Origin of the sequence: Spiroplasma endosymbiont of Zeiraphera isertana (genome assembly GCF_964030805.1) — a bacterium.
GTDB lineage: Bacteria > Bacillota_I > Bacilli_A > Mycoplasmatales > VBWQ01 > Spiroplasma_E.
Map to the genome: position 1 here is coordinate 1212989 of NZ_OZ034965.1, position 24599 is coordinate 1237587.

Below are 24599 nucleotides of genomic sequence, written 5' to 3' on the forward strand. Positions count from 1 at the left end.
TATTCTTTTAAAATTTTCGTCTTTCAGTATACTTATTTCTTTTAATTTTCAAAAAAACTCTTGATGAAATAAAAAAAATCATCAACCTGGCCTAAAATTTTATTTTATTTAATTTTGGGATTTATTTTTTTTACAAACTGAAATATAATGCTTCAGATTTTGCATAAGGTGATATTTTATAATGTTGGTATTTAAATTTTCATAAATTGAGGTAATTTTGAATATTGGTAAATCCAATGCCATGATAATGAGTAATAAATTCTTTTAAACTTGATTGTATTTTACTGATATTACTTAAATTTTTATAATTTAATTCTTTATTTTCTTTTGATTTAAATTTCTTGAGAGTACATTTTGTTTGTTTAGCTACTGTATCATATAGTATTTGCATATCACAAACTATAATTGATTTTTCTTCGATAAGCTTAGATGTTAAATTTTCTTGTACTCATTTTTTTGTTAATCTTTTAGTATTTGTTGTTTGAGCATAAATATTTTTATTTTCATCAATTGCCATTTCAATACAACAGTTTAAATCTTTAGCATTTTCTTCAATTCATTTTTTTCTTGGATCATCTGGATTTTTGAAATTTCCTTTATGAATTTCTTTGATAAAAGTTTCATCAATTTAAATTCTACCTTTTAATTTTGTGAATGGTTTTTGTGTTTTTGCTAATTGTGATGATTTCATAAATTTTTGACGATTAAATCATGCTGATGTTTTTGAAATTTTAGCAAATTGAGAAATAGTATAAGCGGATTGACCTAACAATGACAATCAAATTATTCAATCTCATTGTTCATGAGATAAATGACTTCAATAGACTTGGTGCAAAACTAAGGTAATTCAAAATTATATATTCCTGCTATTAAATTAAATCTTAATGCAAATCTTCGTATTTTATTGCGATATTTTAAACTTAAAATTTTAAAACGTTTTAGTTTAGCAAATACGTGTTCAATTTTAATTCTAATTTTACTTAAAGTTTTATTGTATTCTTTTTGAATTGGTGTTAATTGATTGTATTGACTTTTGTTAAATGGCAAAAATGTATTTTTATGAATATTTTGTATACCTTGATAACCTTAATAAACAAAAACTTGTTTTTCTGGATGAATAAAAGTTTTAGATTTTAGAAGCAATTTAAAATCATGAATTCTTCCAAAACAAAAAGCAGTTGAAATAATTTTTCCATTGGAAATATCAATAATTATTTGGGATTTGAGAGAATGATGTTTCTTTTTACCTGAAAAAAGTAATTTTAGTTTTTTTTAATTCTTTCAATTGGAGTTTCAGTAGCATCAATAGCTAACAAATTATTATTAGTACCTTTATTTTTTGTTAAATCTTTTTTTCCAGGTAAATTAAAAATTCCGCTTTTTATTAAAATATTTTCAATTCAAAAAATATTACGAATGCAACTAGTATGACTAATATTATATCTTTTTGCAATAACTCTATAACTACTATAGTCTTTTCAATATTCTAAAGTCATTAATAAACGCTCTTCAATTACAATTTTATTTTTTCTACCACCATAATATTTTTGTTTAGACTCAGCAATTTTTAAAATTTCAAGCATTTTATAAAATGTTTGTGGCTTTATGCCGACTAAACTATAAAATTCTTGATCATCTTTATATTTTTTCAACATAATAACTATCACCTTTAATATTAATAATAATCGTTAAATTGTTAAAATTAAAGGTTTTGCACCAAGTCTATTGAAGTCATTTATCTCATGAACAATGAGATTGAATAATTTGATTGTCATTGTTAGGTCAATCTGCTTATACTATTTCTCAATTTGCTAAAATTTCAAAAACATCAGCACGATTTAATCGTCAAAAATTTATGAAATCATCACAATTAGCAAAAACACAAAAACCATTCACAAAATTAAAAGGTAGAATTGAAATTGATGAAACTTTTATCAAAGAAATTCATAAAGGAAATTTCAAAAATCCAGATGATCCAAGAAAAAAATGAATTGAAGAAAATGCTAAAGATTTAAACTGTTGTATTGAAATGGCAATTGATGAAAATAAAAATATTTATGCTCAAACAACAAATACTAAAAGATTAACAAAAAAATGAGTACAAGAAAATTTAACATCTAAGCTTATCGAAGAAAAATCAATTATAGTTTGTGATATGCAAATACTATATGATACAGTAGCTAAACAAACAAAATGTACTCTCAAGAAATTTAAATCAAAAGAAAATAAAGAATTAAATTATAAAAATTTAAGTAATATCAGTAAAATACAATCAAGTTTAAAAGAATTTATTACTCATTATCATGGCATTGGATTTACCAATATTCAAAATTACCTCAATTTATGAAAATTTAAATACCAACATTATAAAATATCACCTTATGCAAAATCTGAAGCATTATATTTCAGTTTGTAAAAAAAATAAATCCCAAAATTAAATAAAATCAAATTTTAGGCCGGGTTGATGATTTTTTTTATTTCATCAAGAGTTTTTTTGAAAATTAAAACATTTTTTTGTTAATCTTTTAGTATTTGTTGTTTGAGCATAAATATTTTTATTTTCATCAATTGCCATTTCAATACAACAGTTTAAATCTTTAGCATTTTCTTCAATTCATTTTTTTCTTGGATCATCTGGATTTTTGAAATTTCCTTTATGAATTTCTTTGATAAAAGTTTCATCAATTTCAATTCTACCTTTTAATTTTGTGAATGGTTTTTGTGTTTTTGCTAATTGTGATGATTTCATAAATTTTTGACGATTAAATCATGCTGATGTTTTTGAAATTTTAGCAAATTGAGAAATAGTATAAGCGGATTGACCTAACAATGACAATCAAATTATTCAATCTCATTGTTCATGAGATAAATGACTTCAATAGACTTGGTGCAAAACCTTTAATTTTAACAATTTAACGATTATTATTAATATTAAAGGTGATAGTTATTATGTTGAAAAAATATAAAGATGATCAAGAATTTTATAGTTTAGTCGGCATAAAGCCACAAACATTTTATAAAATGCTTGAAATTTTAAAAATTGCTGAGTCTAAACAAAAATATTGTGGTGGTAGAAAAAATAAAATTGTAATTGAAGAGCGTTTATTAATGACTTTAGAATATTGAAAAGACTATAGTAGTTATAGAGTTATTGCAAAAAGATATAATATTAGTCATACTAGTTGCATTCGTAATATTTTTTGAATTGAAAATATTTTAATAAAAAGCGGAATTTTTAATTTACCTGGAAAAAAAGATTTAACAAAAAATAAAGGTACTAATAATAATTTGTTAGCTATTGATGCTACTGAAACTCCAATTGAAAGAATTAAAAAAAACTAAAATTACTTTTTTCAGGTAAAAAGAAACATCATTCTCTCAAATCCCAAATAATTATTGATATTTCCAATGGAAAAATTATTTCAACTGCTTTTTGTTTTGGAAGCATTCATGATTTTAAATTGCTTCTAAAATCTAAAACTTTTATTCATCCAGAAAAAAAGTTTTTGTTGATTCAGGTTATCAAGGTATACAAAATATTCATAAAAATACATTTTTGCCATTTAAAAAAAGTAAATACAATCAATTAACACCAATTCAAAAAGAATACAATAAAACTTTAAGTAAAATTAGAATTAAAATTGAACACGTATTTGCTAAACTAAAACGTTTTAAAATTTTAAGTTTAAAATATCGCAATAAAATACGAAGATTTGCATTAAGATTTAATTTAATAGCGAGGCTTTTATGTAATCTGTGTATCTTTGTTTTACAAGGTACTAGTTTAGATTAATTCTGTCTTCAAATTTTATCATAAAATGAGCAATTGCTGTATTTCAATTTTGAATGGGCATTGTTCATTTTTTTGTTATATTTTCGATTGCTAAGTAAAATATTTTGAAAACTGCCATATCGTTAGGAAAAACTTTTTTATTTCTTATAACTTTTCGTAATTGACTATTAACAGATTCAATAGCATTTGTAGTATAAATTACTCTTTTAATTTCTGGTGGATAACTAATAAAAACCATTAAATTATCTCAATTTTTATATCAGGATTTAGTAATTTGAGGATATTGTTTATTTCATTTATTTTCAAACGATTCTAAAGCTTGCATTGCTTGTTCTTCACTACATGCACTATAAATTGGTTTTAAATCTGTAACTAGAGATTTTCGATGTTTGTATGAAACATATTTTAAACTATTTCTAATTTGATGAACTATGCATAATTGATGTTCGGTTTTAGGATAAACTGATTGTATTGCTTCTGACATGCCTGTTAAATTATCACTACAAGCAATAAGAATATCATTTAAGCCTCGATTTTTCATTTCTGTAAAATTAGATAATCAAAATTTAGAACCTTCATTTTCGCTAATTCATAAACCTAAAACATCTTTTTTACCTTCTAAATCAACTCCTAGTGCTATATAAACTGATTTGTTAATAATCCGTTTATCTTGTCGTACTTTAACTACTATACAATCAAAATAAACAATCGGATAAATACTTTCTAATGGCCGATTTTGCCATGCTTTGACATCATCAATAACATCATCAGTAATTTGACTAATAACACTTTCACTAATATCTGCACCATGATATAACTCTTGCAACTGCATTCTAATGTCAGATACTGTCATACCTTTTGCATATAGTGAAAGAACTTTTTGATCAAAACCATCAAATCTTCTTTGTCTTTTTGGCACTATTACAGGAGTAAAATTACTATTACGATCTCGTGGTACATCAATTTCAATTTTACCTTCTTGAGTTATTAATTTTTTTGAAGTTATGCCATTACGAGCATTTTCACTATTACTATGTTGATTTTTTTCATATCCTAAATAATTTTGCATTTCAGAATTCAACATTTTTTCCACTAATCTTTTTGTTAATTCTTTATATAAACCTCCTTCTTTAAAAACTGTTGTTAAATCTTCAGTATTTTCTAGTAATAAATCTACTGCTTGTGATATTGGATCATTATTATTAATGTTTTGTTTTTTAACCATTTGTAACTCACTCTTTCTGGTCATTTAATTATATTTACTAGAATTAATTAAACATAGTTATTTTTGTAAGTTACACAGATTACTAAACATTACCTTAATAGCAGGAATATATAATTTTGAATTACCTTAGTTTTGCACCAAGTCTAATGTAAAAAATGATTTCTTAAAGCATCAAAGCTACTTTTACAATCTTTGCATAAATATTTTTGCTTATTATTCTTAAAACCATTTTTTACACATCAATAAGATTTACAATTTGGACATTGAATTCCTTTTTCTTTAAATTTTTTATCAATTGCATCTAATTTTTCTTTTTTCTCAATTTGTTTAATTCTATTTTTAAAATGTCTAATAATTTTTATAAATTCTTCATCTTTTTTGTTTTTTAAAACATCAATTAATTCATTATTAGTCACAAAAAATCACCCCTGATATAAAAATATTACTTTTAATTTTAAATTAAAAGTAATATCAAGATTTTTTTTGAAAATTAAAACTTATTTCTTGTCGTTCACTACCAATTCCACTATCTTTACTATTATGTTTTAAAGATAATTTTCTTAAAAGATTACTTTTGTTATCATCTTTAGTAAAGTCCATTGTAATTTCTTGTAGTAATTGATTGTTAATTTCACTATCTTGACTTGAAGTTAATATTACATTATTTATTTTTTCCTCTGATTTAGAAGCTACTACAATATTACTATCATCATCTTTGTTAAAATCATTATCTTTATTTGAAGTTAATTTTGCATTATCTATTTTTTCCTCTGATTTAGAAGCTACTACAATATTACTATCATCATCTTTGTTAAAATCATTATCTTTATTTGAAGTTAATTTTGCATTATCTATTTTTTCCTCTGATTTAGAAGCTACTACACTATCACTATCATCATCTTCGTTAAAACCACTATATCTTTATTTGAAGATAATTTTGTATTATCTATTTCTTCGTCTGATTCAGAAAGTATTTCAATATCACTATCTTCTTCTTTAAAATCATTATCTTTATTTGAAGATAATATTGCATTATCTATTTCTTTTTTTTCATTAAAAACAGTATCTTTAGTATTATCTTTTAAAACAGTTGGTTTTAAAAAACTAGGGATGATAACATTTTGATAAAACATTTCTTCTTTTTTATGATTAGATTGAACTTTATCAAGTAAATTTTTAAGAATTATTATATCTGAAAAGATTTCATCATAAGTAGCAATAATTGCGTGTTTATTTATTACGGTTTCATATATTCTTTGACCAGCATTTTCTTGGGTGATTAAAGAAGAATAATCACAAGTGTTATTAAAATTACAATTTGTTTTTGCTTTTTTAATAAAATCAGCAGTTAAAAGTATTATAAAACTATTTATCTTCTTTCTTCTATTTAAACTTCCATATTTATTTAATGAAGCTTCAATTTCTCAGTCAATATGTTGTCTACATTTTGTATGTATTCCTAGAATAAGAATAGTAATGGTTGTATCTTTTAAATGATTTTCTTTTAATTTTCAAAAAAACTCTTGATGAAATAAAAAAAATCATCAACCTGGCCTAAAATTTGATTTTATTTAACGGACTTCTCCCCACATGTACTTGTGGAGGAAACAATGAAATTGAATGAGTTCAACAATATATTTCAAACAGAAAAAGATTGTTTGAAATATATAGCAAGTTTGAAGGAAAACAAATGTATGAGGTGTTCTTGAACAAATTTGAATACTTCTGATTTAAGAAGAATAAGATGTTTGAAATGTCATCAAACATTTAGTATTCTTCATGACACCATTTTTTACAAGTCACAAACACCTTTGACATCTTGGTTTTATCTCATCTTTAGATGAATAAACACCAAACATGGAATTCCATCAACTGATGTTGCAAAAGAATTGGGAGTAACTTTGAAAACTGCTTGAAGAATGGGTCATAAAATCCGAAGTGCAATTGCAAAACAAGAACCTCAATTCATTGTTGAGGGCATAGTGCAAATGGATGAAATGTATCTTTCACATATGGGTTTTAAAAAACAAGGAAGATCCTTAAAAAATAAAACTTTGATTGTTGGGATTTATGAAAAAACAACCAATAATTTAATTGTGAAAGTGTTGAAAAATGCAAATCAAAAAAATCTTTTGCAATTTGCAAGAAACCACATTTCTTCAAAGTGTGATGTACATACTGATTCTTGAAAAGGATATCGCCATTTTAAATCAGTTTTCACTAAGCATGAAACAGTTAACCATCAAGATGGTTATGTTTCAAAAACTGGTGTAAACATAAACCAGATTGAATCGGCATGAAAGCACATCAGACGAACATTTAAAACACATATCAAAGTTGAAAAACATCATGTTCATTTATACGCAAAAGAATCGGCATATAAATTCAACAATATACCTAGTTTTGAAACTGTAATGTTATGTTTGATTTAAAAATGTGGGGAGAAGTCCGTAGATAGGCTTTTCTCAGCATTTATGTGATAAAATTTAAAAATAGTACATAAAGGGAGAAAAGCCTTATTTAATTTTGGGATTTATTTTTTTTACAAACTGAAATATAATGCTTCAAATTTTGCATAAGGTGATATTTTATAATGTTGGTATTTAAATTTTCATAAATTGAGGTAATTTTGAATATTGGTAAATCCAATGCCATGATAATGAGTAATAAATTCTTTTAAACTTGATTGTATTTTACTGATATTACTTAAATTTTTATAATTTAATTCTTTATTTTCTTTTGATTTAAATTTCTTGAGAGTACATTTTGTTTGTTTAGCTACTGTATCATATAGTATTTGCATATCACAAACTATAATTGATTTTTCTTCGATAAGCTTAGATGTTAAATTTTCTTGTACTCATTTTTTTGTTAATCTTTTAGTATTTGTTGTTTGAGCATAAATATTTTTATTTTCATCAATTGCCATTTCAATACAACAGTTTAAATCTTTAGCATTTTCTTCAATTCATTTTTTTCTTGGATCATCTGGATTTTTGAAATTTCCTTTATGAATTTCTTTGATAAAAGTTTCATCAATTTCAATTCTACCTTTTAATTTTGTGAATGGTTTTTGTGTTTTTGCTAATTGTGATGATTTCATAAATTTTTGACGATTAAATCATGCTGATGTTTTTGAAATTTTAGCAAATTGAGAAATAGTATAAGCAGATTGACCTAACAATGACAATCAAATTATTCAATCTCATTGTTCATGAGATAAATGACTTCAATGTAAAAAATGATTGCTTAAAGCATCAAAGCTACTTTTACAATCTTTGCATAAATATTTTTGCTTATTGTTCTTAAAACCATTTTTTACACATCAATAAGATTTACAATTTGGAAATTGAATTCCTTTTTTTTTAAATGTTTTATCAATTGCATCTAATTTTTCTTTTTTCTCAATTTGTTTAATTCTATTTTTAAAACGTCTAATAATTTTTATAAATTCTTCATCTTTTTTGTTTTTTAAAACCTGAGTTGTAAATATAAATGGGACAGTTTTTTAAAATAATTGTATTAAATCTATTGGTCTTTTATAAGAGAGCGATTTTCTGGGTGTAGAATTAATTTGAAATGCTATAAAATTTAAATCTTTTTGTTTATATGAAGATAGATCTGTAGATTTTGGTAAATATCTTCTTAAAATACCATTATTATTTTCATTTAAACCCCTTTGGCAAGGTTTACCAGGATCTTCAAAATAAATTTTGACATTACAAATTTTTTCGATTAATCTTCATTTACTAAATTCTTTACCACGATCAAAAGTAATGGTTTTAACTGTTCCTTTTTGTAACTTTGAAATAAATTTTATTATACTTTTCGTAATATTTTCTGATTTATGATTTTGAGTTACTAAAGGAATTGTGGTTTTTGATCATATATCAGCCAAAGTAATAATAGAACTTTTATGATCTTTGCCAATGATAGTATCACCTTCTAAATGACCAAATTCTTGTATATTTTTAATATTAGGAATGATTAAATTTCTTTCATGAATAGACTTACAATTATTAATTTTGCCCCTAGTTTCTTTTTGTTTGTGAGATTTATTTTTGCCTTTTCTCAATAAGTTATTTTCATCAAAACCCATTCGATTTGTTTTAAACATGTTATATAAAGTTTTTGTTGAAATACTTTTTATTTTATTTTCCTTTAAAAAGTTAGCAATTATATCAAGAGCATACTTTTTAGTAATTAACAAATGATTAATACTATTAATTTCTGTTAAATTTAAAATTATTAATTTTCTGCCTGCATTTTGTTTATTTTTTTGAAATTGATTCAATATTTCTAATGGCAATAAGTTTTTATTTAATAATCTACAAACTCTATGTACAGTTGATTTACTATAATCAACAATTTTTGCTATTTTACGAATCGAAAATCCATAATTTTTATATTAGACTTGGTGCAAAACTAAGGTAATTCCAAATTATATATTCCTGCTATTAAATTAAATCTTAATGCAAATCTTCGTATTTTATTGCGATATTTTAAACTTAAAATTTTAAAACGTTTTAGTTTAGCAAATACGTGTTCAATTTTAATTCTAATTTTACTTAAAGTTTTATTGTATTCTTTTTGAATTGGTGTTAATTGATTGTATTTACTTTTTTTAAATGGCAAAAATGTATTTTTATGAATATTTTGTATACCTTGATAACCTGAATCAACAAAAACTTGTTTTTCTGGATGAATAAAAGTTTTAGATTTTAGAAGCAATTTAAAATCATGAATGCTTCCAAAACAAAAAGCAGTTGAAATAATTTTTCCATTGGAAATATCAATAATTATTTGGGATTTGAGAGAATGATGTTTCTTTTTACCTGAAAAAAGTAATTTTAGTTTTTTTTAATTCTTTCAATTGGAGTTTCAGTATCATCAATAGCTAACAAATTATTATTAGTACCTTTATTTTTTGTTAAATCTTTTTTTTCGGGTAAATTAAAAATTCCGCTTTTTATTAAAATATTTTCAATTAAAAAAATATTACGAATGCAACTAGTATGACTAATATTATATCTTTTTGCAATAACTCTATAACTACTATAGTCTTTTCAATATTCTAAAGTCATTAATAAACGCTCTTCAATTACAATTTTATTTTTTCTACCACCATAATATTTTTGTTTAGACTCAGCAATTTTTAAAATTTCAAGCATTTTATAAAATGTTTGTGGCTTTATGCCGACTAAACTATAAAATTCTTGATCATCTTTATATTTTTTCAACACAATAACTATCACCTTTAATATTAATAATAATCGTTAAATTGTTAAAATTAAAGGTTTTGCACCAAGTCTAATAAAACTTTAAGTAAAATTAGAATTAAAATTGAACACGTATTTGCTAAACTAAAACGTTTTAAAATTTTAAGTTTAAAATATCGCAATAAAATACGAAGATTTGCATTAAGATTTAATTTAATAACAGGAATATATAATTTTGAATTACCTTAGTTTTGCACCAAGTCTAATGTAAAAAATGATTTCTTAAAGCATCAAAGCTACTTTTACAATCTTTGCATAAATATTTTTGCTTATTATTCTTAAAACCATTTTTTACACATCAATAAGATTTACAATTTGGACATTGAATTCCTTTTTCTTTAAATTTTTTATCAATTGCATCTAATTTTTCTTTTTTCTCAATTTGTTTAATTCTATTTTTAAAATGTCTAATAATTTTTATAAATTCTTCATCTTTTTTGTTTTTTAAAACATCAATTAATTCATTATTAGTCACAAAAAATCACCCCTGATATAAAAATATTACTTTTAATTTTCAATTAAAAGTAATATCAAGATTTTTTGTGAAAATTAAAATAAAATTTTTGATCATCTTTATATTTTTTCAACATAATAACTATCACCTTTAATATTAATAATAATCGTTAAATTGTTAAAATTAAAGGTTTTGCACCAAGTCTATTATATAATCATGGGTTTAAACTACGTTCAGGATAAATGGGATTAAAACTATTTTTTTGTTTATTTTTATCAATAAAACCCTTAAAATCATTATTGATGTTAACCATTGTATTACTATTAACAAAAGCAACAGTTTTATTTTTTGGATCCATCAATCCACTAATATTATTGGCAATAAAAGCACTATTTCGACTAGTAACAAATCCTCTAACAATAAAAGTACGATTAACAATATTGTACTTATCACCAATTTTTAAATTATTATTAGCAAATTGTTCATAAATTAAAATTTCATTATCTTTTAATGGTAACTCTTCCAAACTTTGTTTATAATTACCTACTAAAATTGGTGGATCAATAATATTTTTAGGAACTGTTTGTGTAAAGAGAAAAGATTTACCGGTCATTAATAAATCATTAACTAAAGTATATTGATTTCATTCAATATTTTGAAATAACATGCCATTAATAATTAAAAAATATAGTTGTGATTGCAAAGAAATATCAATTGTATTATATTCATGATTAGCGTATGATATTTTATGATAAATTTCATCTTGATAAATTTTTAATGCTTTATCATTTAAAATAAAATAGTTTACTTGATTAATATTTGTCTTTCCATCATAAACATAACTATTAATTAAATTACGCATTGCGTTTTTATATTCTTCAGAAGAGTTATAACCTTGATGATAATCATTAGGAACTAATAGTTTAAAATCAACATAATCATGATGATATTTAGTAGATATATTATTTCCAATTTGTAAATAATTATTAGCATGAGAATCACTTAAATCACTACTACCATTAAAAATAAAACGATAAGTATCGGTATTAGCATTAACTAAAGCAATTTGAAAAGTTGCATGATTTAATTTAAAAGTATCAATACTATCATCTTGTTTATAATATGACATATTTTCCAATCATAATCCTAAATGTGTTTTATAATAATTATATTCTTTTTCAAAACTTTTTTTTCAATTGGTAATTCATTTAATTCTTGAAAATTAGTATTTTGACTAATATCATTTAAATATTGATTTTCTACATATTGATCAGAAAATTGTTTTAATTTTCAAAAAAACTCTTGATGAAATAAAAAAAAATCATCAACCTGGCCTAAAATTTGATTTTATTTAATTTTGGGATTTATTTTTTTTACAAACCGAAATATAATGCTTCAGATTTTGCATAAGGTGATATTTTATAATGTTGGTATTTAAATTTTCATAAATTAGACTTGGTGCAAAACTAAGGTAATTCAAAATTATATATTCCTGCTATTAAATTAAATCTTAATGCAAATCTTCGTATTTTATTGCGATATTTTAAACTTAAAATTTTAAAACGTTTTAGTTTAGCAAATACGTGTTCAATTTTAATTCTAATTTTACTTAAAGTTTTATTGTATTCTTTTTGAATTGGTGTTAATTGATTGTATTTACTTTTTTTAAATGGCAAAAATGTATTTTTATGAATATTTTGTATACCTTGATAACCTGAATCAACAAAAACTTTTTTTCTGGATGAATAAAAGTTTTAGATTTTAGAAGCAATTTAAAATCATGAATGCTTCCAAAACAAAAAGCAGTTGAAATAATTTTTCCATTGGAAATATCAATAATTATTTGGGATTTGAGAGAATGATGTTTCTTTTTACCTGAAAAAAGTAATTTTAGTTTTTTTTAATTCTTTCAATTGGAGTTTCAGTAGCATCAATAGCTAACAAATTATTATTAGTACCTTTATTTTTTGTTAAATCTTTTTTTTCCAGGTAAATTAAAAATTCCGCTTTTTATTAAAATATTTTCAATTCAAAAAATATTACGAATGCAACTAGTATGACTAATATTATATATTTTTGCAATAACTCTATAACTACTATAGTCTTTTCAATATTCTAAAGTCATTAATAAACGCTCTTCAATTACAATTTTATTTTTTCTACCACCATAATATTTTTGTTTAGACTCAGCAATTTTTAAAATTTCAAGCATTTTATAAAATGTTTGTGGCTTTATGCCGACTAAACTATAAAATTCTTTTAATTTTCACAAAAAATCTTGATATTACTTTTAATTTAAAATTAAAAGTAATATTTTTATATCAGGGGTGATTTTTTGTGACTAATAATGAATTAATTGATGTTTTAAAAAACAAAAAAGATGAAGAATTTATAAAAATTATTAGACATTTTAAAAATAGAATTAAACAAATTGAGAAAAAAGAAAAATTAGATGCAATTGATAAAAAATTTAAAGAAAAAGGAATTCAATGTCCAAATTGTAAATCTTATTGATGTGTAAAAAATGGTTTTAAGAATAATAAGCAAAAATATTTATGCAAAGATTGTAAAAGTAGCTTTGATGCTTTAAGAAATCATTTTTTACATTGAAGTCATTTATCTCATGAACAATGAGATTGAATAATTTGATTGTCATTGTTAGGTCAATCTGCTTATACTATTTCTCAATTTGCTAAAATTTCAAAAACATCAGCATGATTTAATCGTCAAAAATTTATGAAATCATCACAATTAGCAAAAACACAAAAACCATTCACAAAATTAAAAGGTAGAATTGAAATTGATGAAACTTTTATCAAAGAAATTCATAAAGGAAATTTCAAAAATCCAGATGATCCAAGAAAAAAATGAATTGAAGAAAATGCTAAAGATTTAAACTGTTGTATTGAAATGGCAATTGATGAAAATAAAAATATTTATGCTCAAACAACAAATACTAAAAGATTAACAAAAAAATGAGTACAAGAAAATTTAACATCTAAGCTTATCGAAGAAAAATCAATTATAGTTTGTGATATGCAAATACTATATGATACAGTAGCTAAACAAACAAAATGTACTCTCAAGAAATTTAAATCAAAAGAAAATAAAGAATTAAATTATAAAAATTTAAGTAATATCAGTAAAATACAATCAAGTTTAAAAGAATTTATTACTCATTATCATGGCATTGGATTTACCAATATTCAAAATTACCTCAATTTATGAAAATTTAAATACCAACATTATAAAATATCACCTTATGCAAAATCTGAAGCATTATATTTCAGTTTGTAAAAAAAATAAATCCCAAAATTAAATAAAATCAAATTTTAGGCCAGGTTGATGATTTTTTTTATTTCATCAAGAGTTTTTTTGAAAATTAAAATAAAATTCTTGATCATCTTTATATTTTTTCAACATAATAACTATCACCTTTAATATTAATAATAATCGTTAAATTGTTAAAATTAAAGGTTTTGCACCAAGTCTATTTTTTAATTTTAAGAAAATTAGCACAAAATTAAGTGTATAATCATTAGTATAAGTATATTATATTTGGTGTAATGATATAGGAGTAAATATGAATAAAAAAATAAACATGAATGATAATGCCTTTAAAACTGATTTTCCCTTTTTTAAAAATAATCCTGATTTAGTTTATTTAGATACAGCGGCTTCTTCACTAAAACCACAAATAGTTATTGATGCTGTTAGGGATTATTATGAAAAATATTGTATTAATCCACATAGTCAAGATTATCAACTTGCTGTTAAGGGAAATGATATATTTGAAGATACTAGAAAAACAATTAGTAAATTTATTAAGGCTTTTCTCCCTTTATGTACTATTTTTAAATTTTATCACATAAATGCTGAGAAAAGCCTATCTACGGACTTCTCCCCACATTTTTAAATCAAACATAACATTACAGTTTCAAAACTAGGTATATTGTTGAATTTATATGCCGATTCTTTTGCGTATAAATGAACATGATGTTTTTCAACTTTGATATGTGTTTTAAATGTTCGTCTGATGTGCTTTCATGCCGATTCAATCTGGTTTATGTTTACACCAGTTTTTGAAACATAGCCATCTTGATGGTTAACTGTTTCATGCTTAGTGAAAACTGATTTAAAATGGCGATATCCTTTTTAAGAATCAGTATGTACATCACACTTTGAAGAAATGTGGTTTCTTGCAAATTGCAAAAGATTTTTTTGATTTGCATTTTTCAACACTTTCACAATTAAATTATTGGTTGTTTTTTCATAAATCCCAACAATCAAAGTTTTATTTTTTAAGGATCTTCCTTGTTTTTTAAAACCCATATGTGAAAGATACATTTCATCCATTTGCACTATGCCCTCAACAATGAATTGAGGTTCTTGTTTTGCAATTGCACTTCGGATTTTATGACCCATTCTTCAAGCAGTTTTCAAAGTTACTCCCAATTCTTTTGCAACATCAGTTGATGGAATTCCATGTTTGGTGTTTATTCATCTAAAGATGAGATAAAACCAAGATGTCAAAGGTGTTTGTGAATTGTAAAAAATGGTGTCATGAAGAATACTAAATGTTTGATGACATTTCAAACATCTTATTCTTCTTAAATCAGAAGTATTCAAATTTGTTCAAGAACACCTCATACATTTGTTTTCCTTCAAACTTGCTATATATTTCAAACAATCTTTTTCTGTTTGAAATATATTGTTGAACTCATTCAATTTCATTGTTTCCTCCACAAGTACATGTGGGGAGAAGTCCGTTTATTAATAGTAACGAAAACGAAATAGTTTTTTGTCCTTCAGCAACTTTTGCTTATAATCAAATTGCTTTTGGCTTAGAAAAATATTTACAAGAAAATGATGAAATTTTATTAACCACTTTAGAACATAGCTCATTACTCTTACCATTTTATCGTTTGATACAAACTAAAAAAATTAAAATAAAATTTATTGAAACAAATAAACAAGGAGTCATTACTGTTGAAAATTTAAAAAAAGTTTTAACACCTAAAACTAGAATAGTTGCTTTTGCAAATATTAATAATTCTTTAGCAATAGAAAATGATACTGAAACATTAACTAATTTTATTAAAGAATACGGTAAAAAAAATGTTAAAAGTGATAATTGAATTTTTAAAAATATTTTAGTAATAATAGATGGTGCACAATCAATAGGACATATAAAAACCGATGTTAAAAATTGAAATATTGATTTTTTTGGATTTTCTGGTCATAAAGTTTTTGGTCCAACTGGAATCGGTGTCTTTTGAGGAAAAAACGAATGATTAAATATGCTAGATCCACTAATATTGGGTGGAGGCATGAATGGTGATATTTATGAAAATGGTAAATTTAACTTATTAGATAGTCCTTATCGTTTTGAAGGTGGAACACAAAATATTGCGGGTGTATTTGGGCTAGGTGCAGCTATTAAGTATTTATTAAACATTGGTATTGAAAATATTAGAAATCATGAAATTTTACTAAAAAAATACGCAATTGAACAATTAACAGCGCAGTTAGGAAATAACATTGAAATTTATAATATTGATGGCAATAGTAGTAACATAATATTTAATATTAAAAAAGTATTTGCACAAGATGTTGCTAATTTTTTAGGAACACAAAATATATGCATACGCAGTGGAGCTTACTGTGCTAAATTATTACCTAATATAATTAACGCTGAAGTAACAATTCGTCTTAGTTTTTACATATACAATTGCAAAAAAGATATTGACTTATTAGTAATAGCTTTAAAAAAAGGGATTAATGAAGGAGGAGATTTTTTAAATGAATTCTTTTAATAACAATCAAGACTATTATCACAAACTAATTGTTGAACACTATAGTAATCCAAAAAATAAAGGTTTTAAAAATTTACCAAATAGTTTGACATATCATCAAAACAATGAATCATGTGTTGATAATTTTCGTGTTGAAATTTCTATTAAAAATAAAGTTATTAATAGCGCACGCTTTACTGGGATTGGGTGTGCTATTTCAACTGCAGCAACCGATCTTTTTTGTATTTTAATTGAAGGTAAAACAATATCACAAATAAAAGAAATTATTATTAATTATCAAGCAATGTTATCAGAAAAGCAATTTAATGATAAAATAATTGAAAATATGATTGCTTTTAAAAACGTACCAAGACAGCGTAATCGAATTAAATGTGCCCTTATTGGTATTAATGGTATTAATAAAATAATTGAGAAAGAATGTGAAAAAAATGGAAACGGAAATTAAGGATAAAATTAGTTTAAGAACCATTTATTTAAAAAAATTAAAAAATGTTTCTAAAAATAATTATCAAAAGTGAAATAAAATTATTTTCAATAAATTTAATGAATCACATTATTTTAAACAAAATAATGTATTTGCTCTTTATAATTCCTTACCATATGAAGTAGAAACTAAAGAAATTATTGAATTATTATGAAAAAATCCTTTAATTTTCAAAAAAACTCTTGATGAAATAAAAAAAATCATCAACCTGGCCTAAAATTTGATTTTATTTAATTTTGGGATTTATTTTTTTTACAAACTTAAATATAATGCTTCAGATTTTGCATAAGGTGATATTTTATAATGTTGGTATTTAAATTTTCATAAATTGAGGTAATTTTGAATATTGGTAAATCCAATGCCATGATAATGAGTAATCAATTCTTTTAAACTTGATTGTATTTTACTGATATTACTTAAATTTTTATAATTTAATTCTTTATTTTCTTTTGATTTAAATTTCTTGAGAGTACATTTTGTTTGTTTAGCTACTGTATCATATAGTATTTGCATATCACAAACTATAATTGATTTTTCTTCGATAAGCTTAGATGTTAAATTTTCTTGTACTCATTTTTTTGTTAATCTTTTAGTATTTGTTGTTTGAGCATAAATATTTTTATTTTCATCAATTGCCATTTCAATACAACAGTTTAAATCTTTAGCATTTTCTTTAATTCATTTTTTTCTTGGATCATCTGGATTTTTGAAATTTCCTTTATGAATTTCTTTGATAAAAGTTTCATCAATTTCAATTCTACCTTTTAATTTTGTGAATGGTTTTTGTGTTTTTGCTAATTGTGATGATTTCATAAATTTTTGACGATTAAATCATGCTGATGTTTTTGAAATTTTAGCAAATTGAGAAATAGTATAAGCAGATTGACCTAACAATGACAATCAAATTATTCAATCTCATTGTTCATGAGATAAATGACTTCAATGTAAAAAATGATTTCTTAAAGCATCAAAGCTACTTTTACAATCTTTGCATAAATATTTTTGCTTATTATTCTTAAAACCATTTTTTACACATCAATAAGATTTACAATTTGGACATTGAATTCCTTTTTCTTTAAATTTTTTATCAATTGCATCTAATTTTTCTTTTTTCTCAATTTGTTTAATTCTATTTTTAAAATGTCTAATAATTGTTATAAATTCTTCATCTTTTTTGTTTTTTAAAACATCAATTAATTCATTATTAGTCACAAAAAATCACCCCTGATATAAAAATATTACTTTTAATTTAAAATTAAAAGTAATATCAATATTTTTTGTGAAAATTAAAAAAAAATCTAAAACAAGTTTGTTTACGAAGAATGAATGGTGAGCATTTGGAATTTTACTTTATTAATAGTTGAAACGATATCGTATTTGATAATGATTTTAAAATTGGACAACCAAGTTTAAATTGTCAAAAAGTTATAGGAAGTCAAATTGGAATGGCAACCTTTTTTAGGACTATTTTTTTGGTAGACATTTGTTTTTGATAATTAACTGGAGTTAGGTAGTTTAAAGTGCTATGAATTCGTATGTTGTTATATCAATTGATATAATCAAATAATTCTAATTTTAATTGGATTAATGATGTAAAATTTTTATCATTAATAAATTCTGTTTTGAAAGTTTTAAAAGTTGCTTCAGCAACAGCATTGTCATAAGGACATCCTTTTTTGCTTAAAGATCGATTTATGTTGAATGCTAGTAAAAGTTTATCAATAATTTTATTTTAATTTTCAAAAAAACTCTTGATGAAATAAAAAAAATCATCAACCTGGCCTAAAATTTGATTTTATTTAATTTTTGGATTTATTTTTTTTACAAACTGAAATATAATGCTTCAGATTTTGCATAAGGTGATATTTTATAATAGACTGGGTGCAAAACCTTTAATTTTAACAATTTAACGATTATTATTAATATTAAAGGTGATAGTTATTATGTTGAAAAAATATAAAGATGATCAAGAATTTTATAGTTTAGTCGGCATAAAGCCACAAACATTTTATAAAATGCTTGAAATTTTAAAAATTGCTGAGTCTAAACAAAAATATTATGGTGGTAGAAAAAATAAAATTGTAATTGAAGAGCGTTTATTAATGACTTTAGAATATTGAAAAGACTATAGTAGTTATAGAGTTATTGCAAAAAGATATAATATTAGTCATACTAGTTGCATTCGTAATATTTTTTGAATTGAAAATATTTTAATAAAAAGCGGAATTTTTAATTTACCTGGAAAAAAAGATTTAACAAAAAATAAAGGTACTAATAATAATTTGTTAGCTATTGATGCTACTGAAACTCCAATTGAAAGAATTAAAAAAAACTAAAATTACTTTTGGCTTTTATCCCTTTATGTACTATTTTTAAATTTTATCACATAAATGGAGATAAAAGCCTACCTAGGAAATTATCCCCACATGTATTTAAATCAAACACAAAATTACAGTTTCAAAACTAGGTATGTTATTGAATTTATATGCTGATTCTTTTGCATATAAATGAATATTGTGCTTTGAAACTCTTATGTGTGTTCGGAAAGTTCGTCGGATGTGCTTTCATGCTGATTCAATCTGGTTTGTGTTTACACCTGTTGGTGACACATACCCAACTTCATGATTTACGATTTCATGTTTGGGATAGAAGTTTTTGAAACTTACATATCCCTTCCAAGAATCCGTAAATAGACAGCACTCAGTAAAAATGTGTTTCAATGTAAATCTTAAAAGGTTTTTTTTCATCTGCATTTTTCAGCACCTTCACAATTAGTTTGTTGCTGGTTTTCTCATAAACTCCAACAATCAAAGTTTTATTCAACAAGGATCTTCCTTGTTTTTTAAAACCTAAATGTGAAATATACATTTCATCCATCTGTGCTTTGCCATCAACAATGAAACCTGCATCTTGATTTCCAATTCTAGTCCTGATTTCATGACACATTCTTCAAGCTGTTTTATAGGTCACACCCAATTCCCTTGCAACATCGGTTGCTGGTATGCCATGCTTTGTGTTTATTCATCTAAAGATGAGATAAAACCAAGATGTCATTTGGGTCTGTGACTTATAAAAAATGGTTCCATAAAGAATACTAAATGTTTGGTTACAGTTCAAACATCGTATTCTTCTCAAATCAGAAGTATTCAAACTAGAAGAAGCACATCTGATGCATTTCATTATTTTCAACTTCGCTATATATTTCAAACAATCGTTTTCAGTTTGAAATATGCTATTGAATTCATTTCCATTCATTTTTTCCTCCACACTAGTACATGTGGGGATAATTTCCTTACTTTTTTCAGGTAAAAAGAAACATCATTCTCTCAAATCCCAAATAATTATTGATATTTCCAATGGAAAAATTATTTCAACTGCTTTTTGTTTTGGAAGCATTCATGATTTTAAATTGCTTCTAAAATCTAAAACTTTTATTCATCCAGAAAAACAAGTTTTTGTTGATTCAGGTTATCAAGGTATACAAAATATTCATAAAAATACATTTTTGCCATTTAAAAAAAGTAAATACAATCAATTAACACCAATTCAAAAAGAATACAATAAAACTTTAAGTAAAATTAGAATTAAAATTGAACACGTATTTGCTAAACTAAAACGTTTTAAAATTTTAAGTTTAAAATATCGCAATAAAATACGAAGATTTGCATTAAGATTTAATTTAATAGCAGGAATATATAATTTTGAATTACCTTAGTTTTGCACCAAGTCTATTGAGGTAATTTTGAATATTGGTAAATCCAATGCCATGATAATGAGTAATAAATTCTTTTAAACTTGATTGTATTTTACTGATATTACTTAAATTTTTATAATTTAATTCTTTATTTTCTTTTGATTTAAATTTCTTGAGAGTACATTTTGTTTGTTTAGCTACTGTATCATATAGTATTTGCATATCACAAACTATAATTGATTTTTCTTCGATAAGCTTAGATGTTAAATTTTCTTGTACTCATTTTTTTGTTAATCTTTTAGTATTTGTTGTTTGAGCATAAATATTTTTATTTTCATCAATTGCCATTTCAATACAACAGTTTAAATCTTTAGCATTTTCTTCAATTCATTTTTTTCTTGGATCATCTGGATTTTTGAAATTTCCTTTATGAATTTCTTTGATAAAAGTTTCATCAATTTCAATTCTACCTTTTAATTTTGTGAATGGTTTTTGTGTTTTTGCTAATTGTGATGATTTCATAAATTTTTGACGATTAAATCATGCTGATGTTTTTGAAATTTTAGCAAATTGAGAAATAGTATAAGCAGATTGACCTAACAATGACAATCAAATTATTCAATCTCATTGTTCATGAGATAAATGACTTCAATGTAAAAAATGATTTCTTAAAGCATCAAAGCTACTTTTACAATCTTTGCATAAATATTTTTGCTTATTATTCTTAAAACCATTTTTTACACATCAATAAGATTTACAATTTGGACATTGAATTCCTTTTTCTTTAAATTTTTTATCAATTGCATCTAATTTTTCTTTTTTCTCAATTTGTTTAATTCTATTTTTATAATATACTTGGTGCAAAACCTTTAATTTTAACAATTTAACGATTATTATTAATATTAAAGGTGATAGTTATTATGTTGAAAAAATATAAAGATGATCAAGAATTTTATAGTTTAGTCGGCATAAAGCCACAAACATTTTATAAAATGCTTGAAATTTTAAAAATTGCTGAGTCTAAACAAAAATATTATGGTGGTAGAAAAAATAAAATTGTAATTGAAGAGCGTTTATTAATGACTTTAGAATATTGAAAAGACTATAGTAGTTATAGAGTTATTGCAAAAAGATATAATATTAGTCATACTAGTTGCATTCGTAATATTTTTTGAATTGAAAATATTTTAATAAAAAGCGGAATTTTTAATTTACCTGGACAAAAAGATTTAACAAAAAATAAAGGTACTAATAATAATTTTTTAGCTATTGATGCTACTGAAAATCCAATTGAAAGAATTAAAAAAAACTAAAATTACTTTTTTCAGGTAAAAAGAAACATCATTCTCTCAAATCCCAAATAATTATTGATATTTCCAATGGAAAAATTATTTCAACTGCTTTTTGTTTTGGAAACATTCATGATTTTAAATTGCTTCTAAAATCTAAAACTTTTATTCATCCAGAAAAACAAGTTTTTGTTGATTCAGGTTATCAAGGTATACAAAATATTCATAAAAATACATTTTTGCCATTTAAAAAAAGTAAATACAATCAATTAACACCAATTCAAAAAGAATACAATAAAACTTTAAGTAAAATTAGAATTAAAATTGAACACGTATTTGCTAAACTAAAACGTTTTAAAATTTTAAGTTTAAAATATCGCAATAAAATAGGAAGATTTGCATTAAGATTTAATTTAATAGCAGGAATATATAATTTTGAATTACCTTAGTTTTGCACCAAGTCTATTCTGTTGTTGCTATTATTGATTCAATACTCAGATACTTATACATTGCGCTAATTCCTTTCTTTTCTTAATTATAGAACTAACACAATTTAATTTTTATATAAGTGTCCTTTTTAATTTTACAATTAAAGTTGATAAAATTAACTTGAAGTATCAACTGGGGTTAGTGGAATATGGTAAAAATATTTTTCAATTATTTGCGTGAACAAAGAAAAAATATTATTCAAGTTTTAGGATTAGGATTTTTAGTTATGATTATGATTATAACTTTTTTAAGCATTCAATTTTCTTTTAATTTTCACAAAAAATCTTGATATTACTTTTAATTTTAAATTAAAAGTAATATTTTTATATCAGGGGTGATTTTTTGTGACTAATAATGAATTAATTGATGTTTTAAAAAACAAAAAAGATGAAGAATTTATAAAAATTATTAGACATTAGACTTGGTGCAAAACTAAGGTAATTCAAAATTATATATTCCTGCTATTAAATTAAATCTTAATGCAAATCTTCGTATTTTATTGCGATATTTTAAACTTAAAATTTTAAAACGTTTTAGTTTAGCAAATACGTGTTCAATTTTAATTCTAATTTTACTTAAAGTTTTATTGTATTCTTTTTGAATTGGTGTTAATTGATTGTATTTACTTTTTTTAAATGGCAAAAATGTATTTTTATGAATATTTTGTATACCTTGATAACCTGAATCAACAAAAACTTGTTTTTCTGGATGAATAAAAGTTTTAGATTTTAGAAGCAATTTAAAATCATGAATGCTTCCAAAACAAAAAGCAGTTGAAATAATTTTTCCGTTGGAAATATCAATAATTATTTGGGATTTGAGAGAATGATGTTTCTTTTTACCTGAAAAAAGTAATTTTAGTTTTTTTTAATTCTTTCAATTGGAGTTTCAGTAGCATCAATAGCTAACAAATTATTATTAGTACCTTTATTTTTTGTTAAATCTTTTTTTCCAGGTAAATTAAAAATTCCGCTTTTTATTAAAATATTTTCAATTCAAAAAATATGACGAATGCAACTAGTATGACTAATATTATATCTTTTTGCAATAACTCTATAACTACTATAGTCTTTTCAATATTCTAAAGTCATTAATAAACGCTCTTCAATTACAATTTTATTTTTTCTACCACCATAATATTTTTGTTTAGACTCAGCAATTTTTAAAATTTCAAGCATTTTATAAAATGTTTGTGGCTTTATGCCGACTAAACTATAAAATTCTTGATCATCTTTATATTTTTTCAACATAATAACTATCACCTTTAATATTAATAATAATCGTTAAATTGTTAAAATTAAAGGTTTTGCACCAAGTCTAATATAAAAATTATGGATTTTCGATTCGTAAAATAGCAAAAATTGTTGATTATAGTAAATCAACTGTACATAGAGTTTGTAGATTATTAAATAAAAACTTATTGCCATTAGAAATATTGAATCAATTTCAAAAAAATAAACAAAATGCAGGCAGAAAATTAATAATTTTAACTTTAACAGAAATTAATAGTATTAATCATTTGTTAATTACTAAAAAGTATGCTCTTGATATAATTGCTAACTTTTTAAAGGAAAATAAAATAAAAAGTATTTCAACAAAAACTTTATATAACATGTTTAAAACAAATCGAATGGGTTTTGATGAAAATAACTTATTGAGAAAAGGCAAAAATAAATCTCACAAACAAAAAGAAACTAGGGGCAAAATTAATAATTGTAAGTCTATTCATGAAAGAAATTTAATCATTCCTAATATTAAAAATATACAAGAATTTGGTCATTTAGAAGGTGATACTATCATTGGCAAAGATCATAAAAGTTCTATTATTACTTTGGCTGATATATGATCAAAAACCACAATTCCTTTAGTAACTAAAAATCATAAATCAGAAAATATTACGAAAAGTATAATAAAATTTATTTAAAATTTACAAAAAGGAACAGTTAAAACCATTACTTTTGATCGTGGTAAAGAATTTAGTAAATGAAGATTAATCGAAAAAATTTTTTAATTTTCACAAAAAATCTTGATATTACTTTTAATTTAAAATTAAAAGTAATATTTTTATATCAGGGG

At 23.4% G+C, this 24599-nt stretch carries 36 protein-coding genes and 5 pseudogenes; 16 read left to right on the forward strand and 25 right to left on the reverse strand.

What is annotated here, in order from left to right:
* Positions 1-130 precede the first annotated feature (130 nt).
* From AAHM78_RS08465 to AAHM78_RS08480, 4 genes are all read right to left on the reverse strand, one after another.
* Complete coding sequence (locus AAHM78_RS08465) at positions 131-517, reverse strand: hypothetical protein (protein WP_342252832.1); 387 nt, start codon at positions 515-517, stop codon at positions 131-133.
* 111 nt (positions 518-628) lie between these two features.
* Entirely contained in the window at positions 629-835 is a 207-nt protein-coding gene (locus tag AAHM78_RS08470; protein ID WP_342252833.1) for a hypothetical protein, read from the reverse strand.
* Positions 836-837: 2 nt separating this feature from the next.
* A complete protein-coding gene (locus AAHM78_RS08475) occupies positions 838-1047 on the reverse strand; it encodes a transposase family protein (RefSeq protein WP_342252834.1) in 210 nt (69 codons plus the stop codon).
* 215 nt (positions 1048-1262) lie between these two features.
* A complete protein-coding gene (locus AAHM78_RS08480) occupies positions 1263-1655 on the reverse strand; it encodes a transposase family protein (protein ID WP_342252835.1) in 393 nt (130 codons plus the stop codon).
* Between the two features lie 56 nt (positions 1656-1711).
* On the opposite strand from AAHM78_RS08480, the gene AAHM78_RS08485 reads away from it, so the two are divergent.
* Positions 1712-2416, forward strand: a complete 705-nt coding sequence (locus tag AAHM78_RS08485) for a transposase (protein WP_342252836.1) — start codon at positions 1712-1714, stop codon at positions 2414-2416.
* A gap of 18 nt (positions 2417-2434) precedes the next feature.
* Here the strand turns inward: AAHM78_RS08485 and AAHM78_RS08490 are convergent, their stop codons facing one another.
* Positions 2435-2893, reverse strand: a complete 459-nt coding sequence (locus AAHM78_RS08490; RefSeq protein WP_342252837.1) for a hypothetical protein — start codon at positions 2891-2893, stop codon at positions 2435-2437.
* A 56-nt stretch (positions 2894-2949) separates the two neighbouring features.
* On the opposite strand from AAHM78_RS08490, the gene AAHM78_RS08495 reads away from it, so the two are divergent.
* The 3 genes from AAHM78_RS08495 (at position 2950) to AAHM78_RS08505 (ending at position 3793) form a co-directional block, all read left to right on the forward strand.
* Complete coding sequence (locus tag AAHM78_RS08495; protein ID WP_342252838.1) at positions 2950-3342, forward strand: transposase family protein; 393 nt, start codon at positions 2950-2952, stop codon at positions 3340-3342.
* Positions 3343-3461: 119 nt separating this feature from the next.
* Positions 3462-3590, forward strand: a complete 129-nt coding sequence (locus tag AAHM78_RS08500; RefSeq protein WP_342252839.1) for a hypothetical protein — start codon at positions 3462-3464, stop codon at positions 3588-3590.
* Complete coding sequence (locus AAHM78_RS08505; RefSeq protein ID WP_342252840.1) at positions 3557-3793, forward strand: transposase family protein; 237 nt, start codon at positions 3557-3559, stop codon at positions 3791-3793. The genes AAHM78_RS08500 and AAHM78_RS08505 overlap by 34 nt, the downstream gene beginning before the upstream one ends.
* On the opposite strand, the gene AAHM78_RS08510 is transcribed toward AAHM78_RS08505, so the two are convergent.
* The 3 genes from AAHM78_RS08510 to AAHM78_RS08520 all read right to left on the reverse strand — a co-directional run bounded on the left by AAHM78_RS08510 (position 3780) and on the right by AAHM78_RS08520 (position 6151).
* Entirely contained in the window at positions 3780-5018 is a 1239-nt protein-coding gene (locus tag AAHM78_RS08510; RefSeq protein WP_342255109.1) for an IS256 family transposase, read from the reverse strand. The genes AAHM78_RS08505 and AAHM78_RS08510 overlap by 14 nt on opposite strands.
* A 143-nt stretch (positions 5019-5161) precedes the next feature.
* Positions 5162-5434, reverse strand: coding sequence for an IS1/IS1595 family N-terminal zinc-binding domain-containing protein (locus tag AAHM78_RS08515; RefSeq protein WP_342252841.1), 273 nt, complete (start codon positions 5432-5434; stop codon positions 5162-5164).
* A 462-nt stretch (positions 5435-5896) separates the two neighbouring features.
* Positions 5897-6151, reverse strand: a complete 255-nt coding sequence (locus tag AAHM78_RS08520) for a hypothetical protein (RefSeq protein WP_342252842.1) — start codon at positions 6149-6151, stop codon at positions 5897-5899.
* 477 nt (positions 6152-6628) lie between these two features.
* On the opposite strand from AAHM78_RS08520, the gene AAHM78_RS08525 reads away from it, so the two are divergent.
* A complete protein-coding gene (locus tag AAHM78_RS08525; RefSeq protein ID WP_342252843.1) occupies positions 6629-7450 on the forward strand; it encodes an IS1595 family transposase in 822 nt (273 codons plus the stop codon).
* 110 nt (positions 7451-7560) lie between these two features.
* On the opposite strand, the gene AAHM78_RS08530 is transcribed toward AAHM78_RS08525, so the two are convergent.
* The 5 genes and pseudogenes from AAHM78_RS08530 to AAHM78_RS08545 form a co-directional block, all read right to left on the reverse strand.
* Entirely contained in the window at positions 7561-8202 is a 642-nt protein-coding gene (locus AAHM78_RS08530; protein WP_342252844.1) for a transposase, read from the reverse strand.
* Positions 8203-8280: 78 nt separating this feature from the next.
* Positions 8281-8511 (reverse strand): annotated as a pseudogene (locus tag AAHM78_RS16950) (transposase-like zinc-binding domain-containing protein); the annotation flags it as partial.
* A gap of 15 nt (positions 8512-8526) precedes the next feature.
* Positions 8527-9426, reverse strand: a pseudogene (locus tag AAHM78_RS08535) (IS30 family transposase); the annotation flags it as partial.
* A gap of 17 nt (positions 9427-9443) precedes the next feature.
* Positions 9444-9818: a transposase family protein gene (locus AAHM78_RS08540; RefSeq protein ID WP_342255111.1), complete on the reverse strand. Its 375-nt coding sequence runs from the start codon at positions 9816-9818 to the stop codon at positions 9444-9446.
* Between the two features lie 50 nt (positions 9819-9868).
* Complete coding sequence (locus AAHM78_RS08545) at positions 9869-10261, reverse strand: transposase family protein (protein WP_342252845.1); 393 nt, start codon at positions 10259-10261, stop codon at positions 9869-9871.
* 75 nt (positions 10262-10336) lie between these two features.
* Here AAHM78_RS08545 and AAHM78_RS08550 point away from each other — a divergent pair.
* Positions 10337-10486: pseudogene (locus AAHM78_RS08550) on the forward strand (transposase); the annotation flags it as partial.
* A gap of 13 nt (positions 10487-10499) precedes the next feature.
* Here the strand turns inward: AAHM78_RS08550 and AAHM78_RS08555 are convergent.
* From AAHM78_RS08555 to AAHM78_RS16965, 5 genes are all read right to left on the reverse strand, one after another.
* Entirely contained in the window at positions 10500-10772 is a 273-nt protein-coding gene (locus tag AAHM78_RS08555; protein WP_342252841.1) for an IS1/IS1595 family N-terminal zinc-binding domain-containing protein, read from the reverse strand.
* A 148-nt stretch (positions 10773-10920) separates the two neighbouring features.
* A complete protein-coding gene (locus AAHM78_RS08560; protein WP_342252846.1) occupies positions 10921-11880 on the reverse strand; it encodes a hypothetical protein in 960 nt (319 codons plus the stop codon).
* Between the two features lie 337 nt (positions 11881-12217).
* Positions 12218-12427 (reverse strand): transposase family protein, encoded by a 210-nt coding sequence (locus AAHM78_RS16955; RefSeq protein WP_342252825.1) that lies wholly within the window; start codon positions 12425-12427, stop codon positions 12218-12220.
* Positions 12394-12522, reverse strand: coding sequence for a hypothetical protein (locus AAHM78_RS16960; RefSeq protein WP_342252839.1), 129 nt, complete (start codon positions 12520-12522; stop codon positions 12394-12396). Before AAHM78_RS16960 ends, AAHM78_RS16955 begins: the two co-directional genes overlap by 34 nt.
* Positions 12523-12711: 189 nt before the next feature.
* A complete protein-coding gene (locus tag AAHM78_RS16965; protein WP_425289736.1) occupies positions 12712-13023 on the reverse strand; it encodes a helix-turn-helix domain-containing protein in 312 nt (103 codons plus the stop codon).
* 65 nt (positions 13024-13088) lie between these two features.
* On the opposite strand from AAHM78_RS16965, the gene AAHM78_RS08570 reads away from it, so the two are divergent.
* Together AAHM78_RS08570 and AAHM78_RS08575 are read left to right on the forward strand one after the other, a co-directional pair.
* On the forward strand, positions 13089-14048 hold the full coding sequence (locus AAHM78_RS08570; protein WP_342252847.1) for an IS1595 family transposase: 960 nt from the start codon (positions 13089-13091) through the stop codon (positions 14046-14048).
* Positions 14049-14334: 286 nt separating this feature from the next.
* On the forward strand, positions 14335-14667 hold the full coding sequence (locus tag AAHM78_RS08575; protein WP_342252848.1) for an aminotransferase class V-fold PLP-dependent enzyme: 333 nt from the start codon (positions 14335-14337) through the stop codon (positions 14665-14667).
* Between the two features lie 239 nt (positions 14668-14906).
* On the opposite strand, the gene AAHM78_RS08580 is transcribed toward AAHM78_RS08575, so the two are convergent.
* Entirely contained in the window at positions 14907-15485 is a 579-nt protein-coding gene (locus tag AAHM78_RS08580; RefSeq protein WP_342252849.1) for an IS1595 family transposase, read from the reverse strand.
* On the opposite strand from AAHM78_RS08580, the gene AAHM78_RS08585 reads away from it, so the two are divergent.
* The 3 genes from AAHM78_RS08585 to AAHM78_RS08595 are packed head-to-tail and all read left to right on the forward strand — an operon-like array spanning position 15485 to position 17268.
* Positions 15485-16567 (forward strand): aminotransferase class V-fold PLP-dependent enzyme, encoded by a 1083-nt coding sequence (locus AAHM78_RS08585; RefSeq protein WP_342252850.1) that lies wholly within the window; start codon positions 15485-15487, stop codon positions 16565-16567. The two genes, AAHM78_RS08580 and AAHM78_RS08585, sit on opposite strands and share 1 nt — an antisense overlap.
* Positions 16554-17012, forward strand: coding sequence for a Fe-S cluster assembly sulfur transfer protein SufU (sufU, locus tag AAHM78_RS08590; RefSeq protein WP_342252851.1), 459 nt, complete (start codon positions 16554-16556; stop codon positions 17010-17012). Before AAHM78_RS08585 ends, sufU begins: the two co-directional genes overlap by 14 nt.
* Entirely contained in the window at positions 16987-17268 is a 282-nt protein-coding gene (locus AAHM78_RS08595; RefSeq protein ID WP_342252852.1) for a 5-formyltetrahydrofolate cyclo-ligase, read from the forward strand. Before sufU ends, AAHM78_RS08595 begins: the two co-directional genes overlap by 26 nt.
* A gap of 35 nt (positions 17269-17303) precedes the next feature.
* Here the strand turns inward: AAHM78_RS08595 and AAHM78_RS08600 are convergent, their stop codons facing one another.
* On the reverse strand, positions 17304-18263 hold the full coding sequence (locus AAHM78_RS08600) for an IS1595 family transposase (protein ID WP_342252853.1): 960 nt from the start codon (positions 18261-18263) through the stop codon (positions 17304-17306).
* Positions 18264-18513: 250 nt separating this feature from the next.
* Positions 18514-18783 (reverse strand): annotated as a pseudogene (locus tag AAHM78_RS08605) (transposase); the annotation flags it as partial.
* A gap of 211 nt (positions 18784-18994) precedes the next feature.
* Between AAHM78_RS08605 and AAHM78_RS08610 the strand changes: the two are divergent.
* Positions 18995-19387 carry a transposase family protein gene (locus AAHM78_RS08610; RefSeq protein WP_342252835.1) on the forward strand — a complete coding sequence of 131 codons (393 nt, stop codon included), beginning with the start codon at positions 18995-18997 and terminating at the stop codon, positions 19385-19387.
* A 96-nt stretch (positions 19388-19483) separates the two neighbouring features.
* On the opposite strand, the gene AAHM78_RS08615 is transcribed toward AAHM78_RS08610, so the two are convergent.
* The gene (locus tag AAHM78_RS08615) at positions 19484-19804 is read right to left on the reverse strand and encodes a transposase (RefSeq protein ID WP_342252854.1); all 321 of its coding nucleotides are present in this window, start codon (positions 19802-19804) and stop codon (positions 19484-19486) included.
* 476 nt (positions 19805-20280) lie between these two features.
* On the opposite strand from AAHM78_RS08615, the gene AAHM78_RS08620 reads away from it, so the two are divergent.
* On the forward strand, positions 20281-20766 hold the full coding sequence (locus tag AAHM78_RS08620; RefSeq protein ID WP_342252855.1) for a transposase family protein: 486 nt from the start codon (positions 20281-20283) through the stop codon (positions 20764-20766).
* On the opposite strand, the gene AAHM78_RS08625 is transcribed toward AAHM78_RS08620, so the two are convergent.
* Positions 20758-21609: an IS1595 family transposase gene (locus AAHM78_RS08625; protein ID WP_342252856.1), complete on the reverse strand. Its 852-nt coding sequence runs from the start codon at positions 21607-21609 to the stop codon at positions 20758-20760. The two genes, AAHM78_RS08620 and AAHM78_RS08625, sit on opposite strands and share 9 nt — an antisense overlap.
* Positions 21610-21665: 56 nt before the next feature.
* On the opposite strand from AAHM78_RS08625, the gene AAHM78_RS08630 reads away from it, so the two are divergent.
* Both AAHM78_RS08630 and AAHM78_RS08635 read left to right on the forward strand, forming a co-directional pair.
* Positions 21666-22058 (forward strand): transposase family protein, encoded by a 393-nt coding sequence (locus AAHM78_RS08630; protein ID WP_342252857.1) that lies wholly within the window; start codon positions 21666-21668, stop codon positions 22056-22058.
* A 59-nt stretch (positions 22059-22117) separates the two neighbouring features.
* Positions 22118-22483 (forward strand): transposase family protein, encoded by a 366-nt coding sequence (locus AAHM78_RS08635; protein WP_342255112.1) that lies wholly within the window; start codon positions 22118-22120, stop codon positions 22481-22483.
* Between the two features lie 472 nt (positions 22484-22955).
* Here AAHM78_RS08635 and AAHM78_RS08640 read toward each other — a convergent pair whose 3' ends face one another.
* Together AAHM78_RS08640 and AAHM78_RS08645 are read right to left on the reverse strand one after the other, a co-directional pair.
* Complete coding sequence (locus AAHM78_RS08640; RefSeq protein WP_342254611.1) at positions 22956-23330, reverse strand: transposase family protein; 375 nt, start codon at positions 23328-23330, stop codon at positions 22956-22958.
* Positions 23331-23380: 50 nt separating this feature from the next.
* Positions 23381-23773 carry a transposase family protein gene (locus tag AAHM78_RS08645; protein ID WP_342252858.1) on the reverse strand — a complete coding sequence of 131 codons (393 nt, stop codon included), beginning with the start codon at positions 23771-23773 and terminating at the stop codon, positions 23381-23383.
* Between the two features lie 71 nt (positions 23774-23844).
* On the opposite strand from AAHM78_RS08645, the pseudogene AAHM78_RS08650 reads away from it, so the two are divergent.
* Positions 23845-24525 (forward strand): annotated as a pseudogene (locus AAHM78_RS08650) (IS30 family transposase); the annotation flags it as partial.
* Positions 24526-24599: the final 74 nt, after the last annotated feature.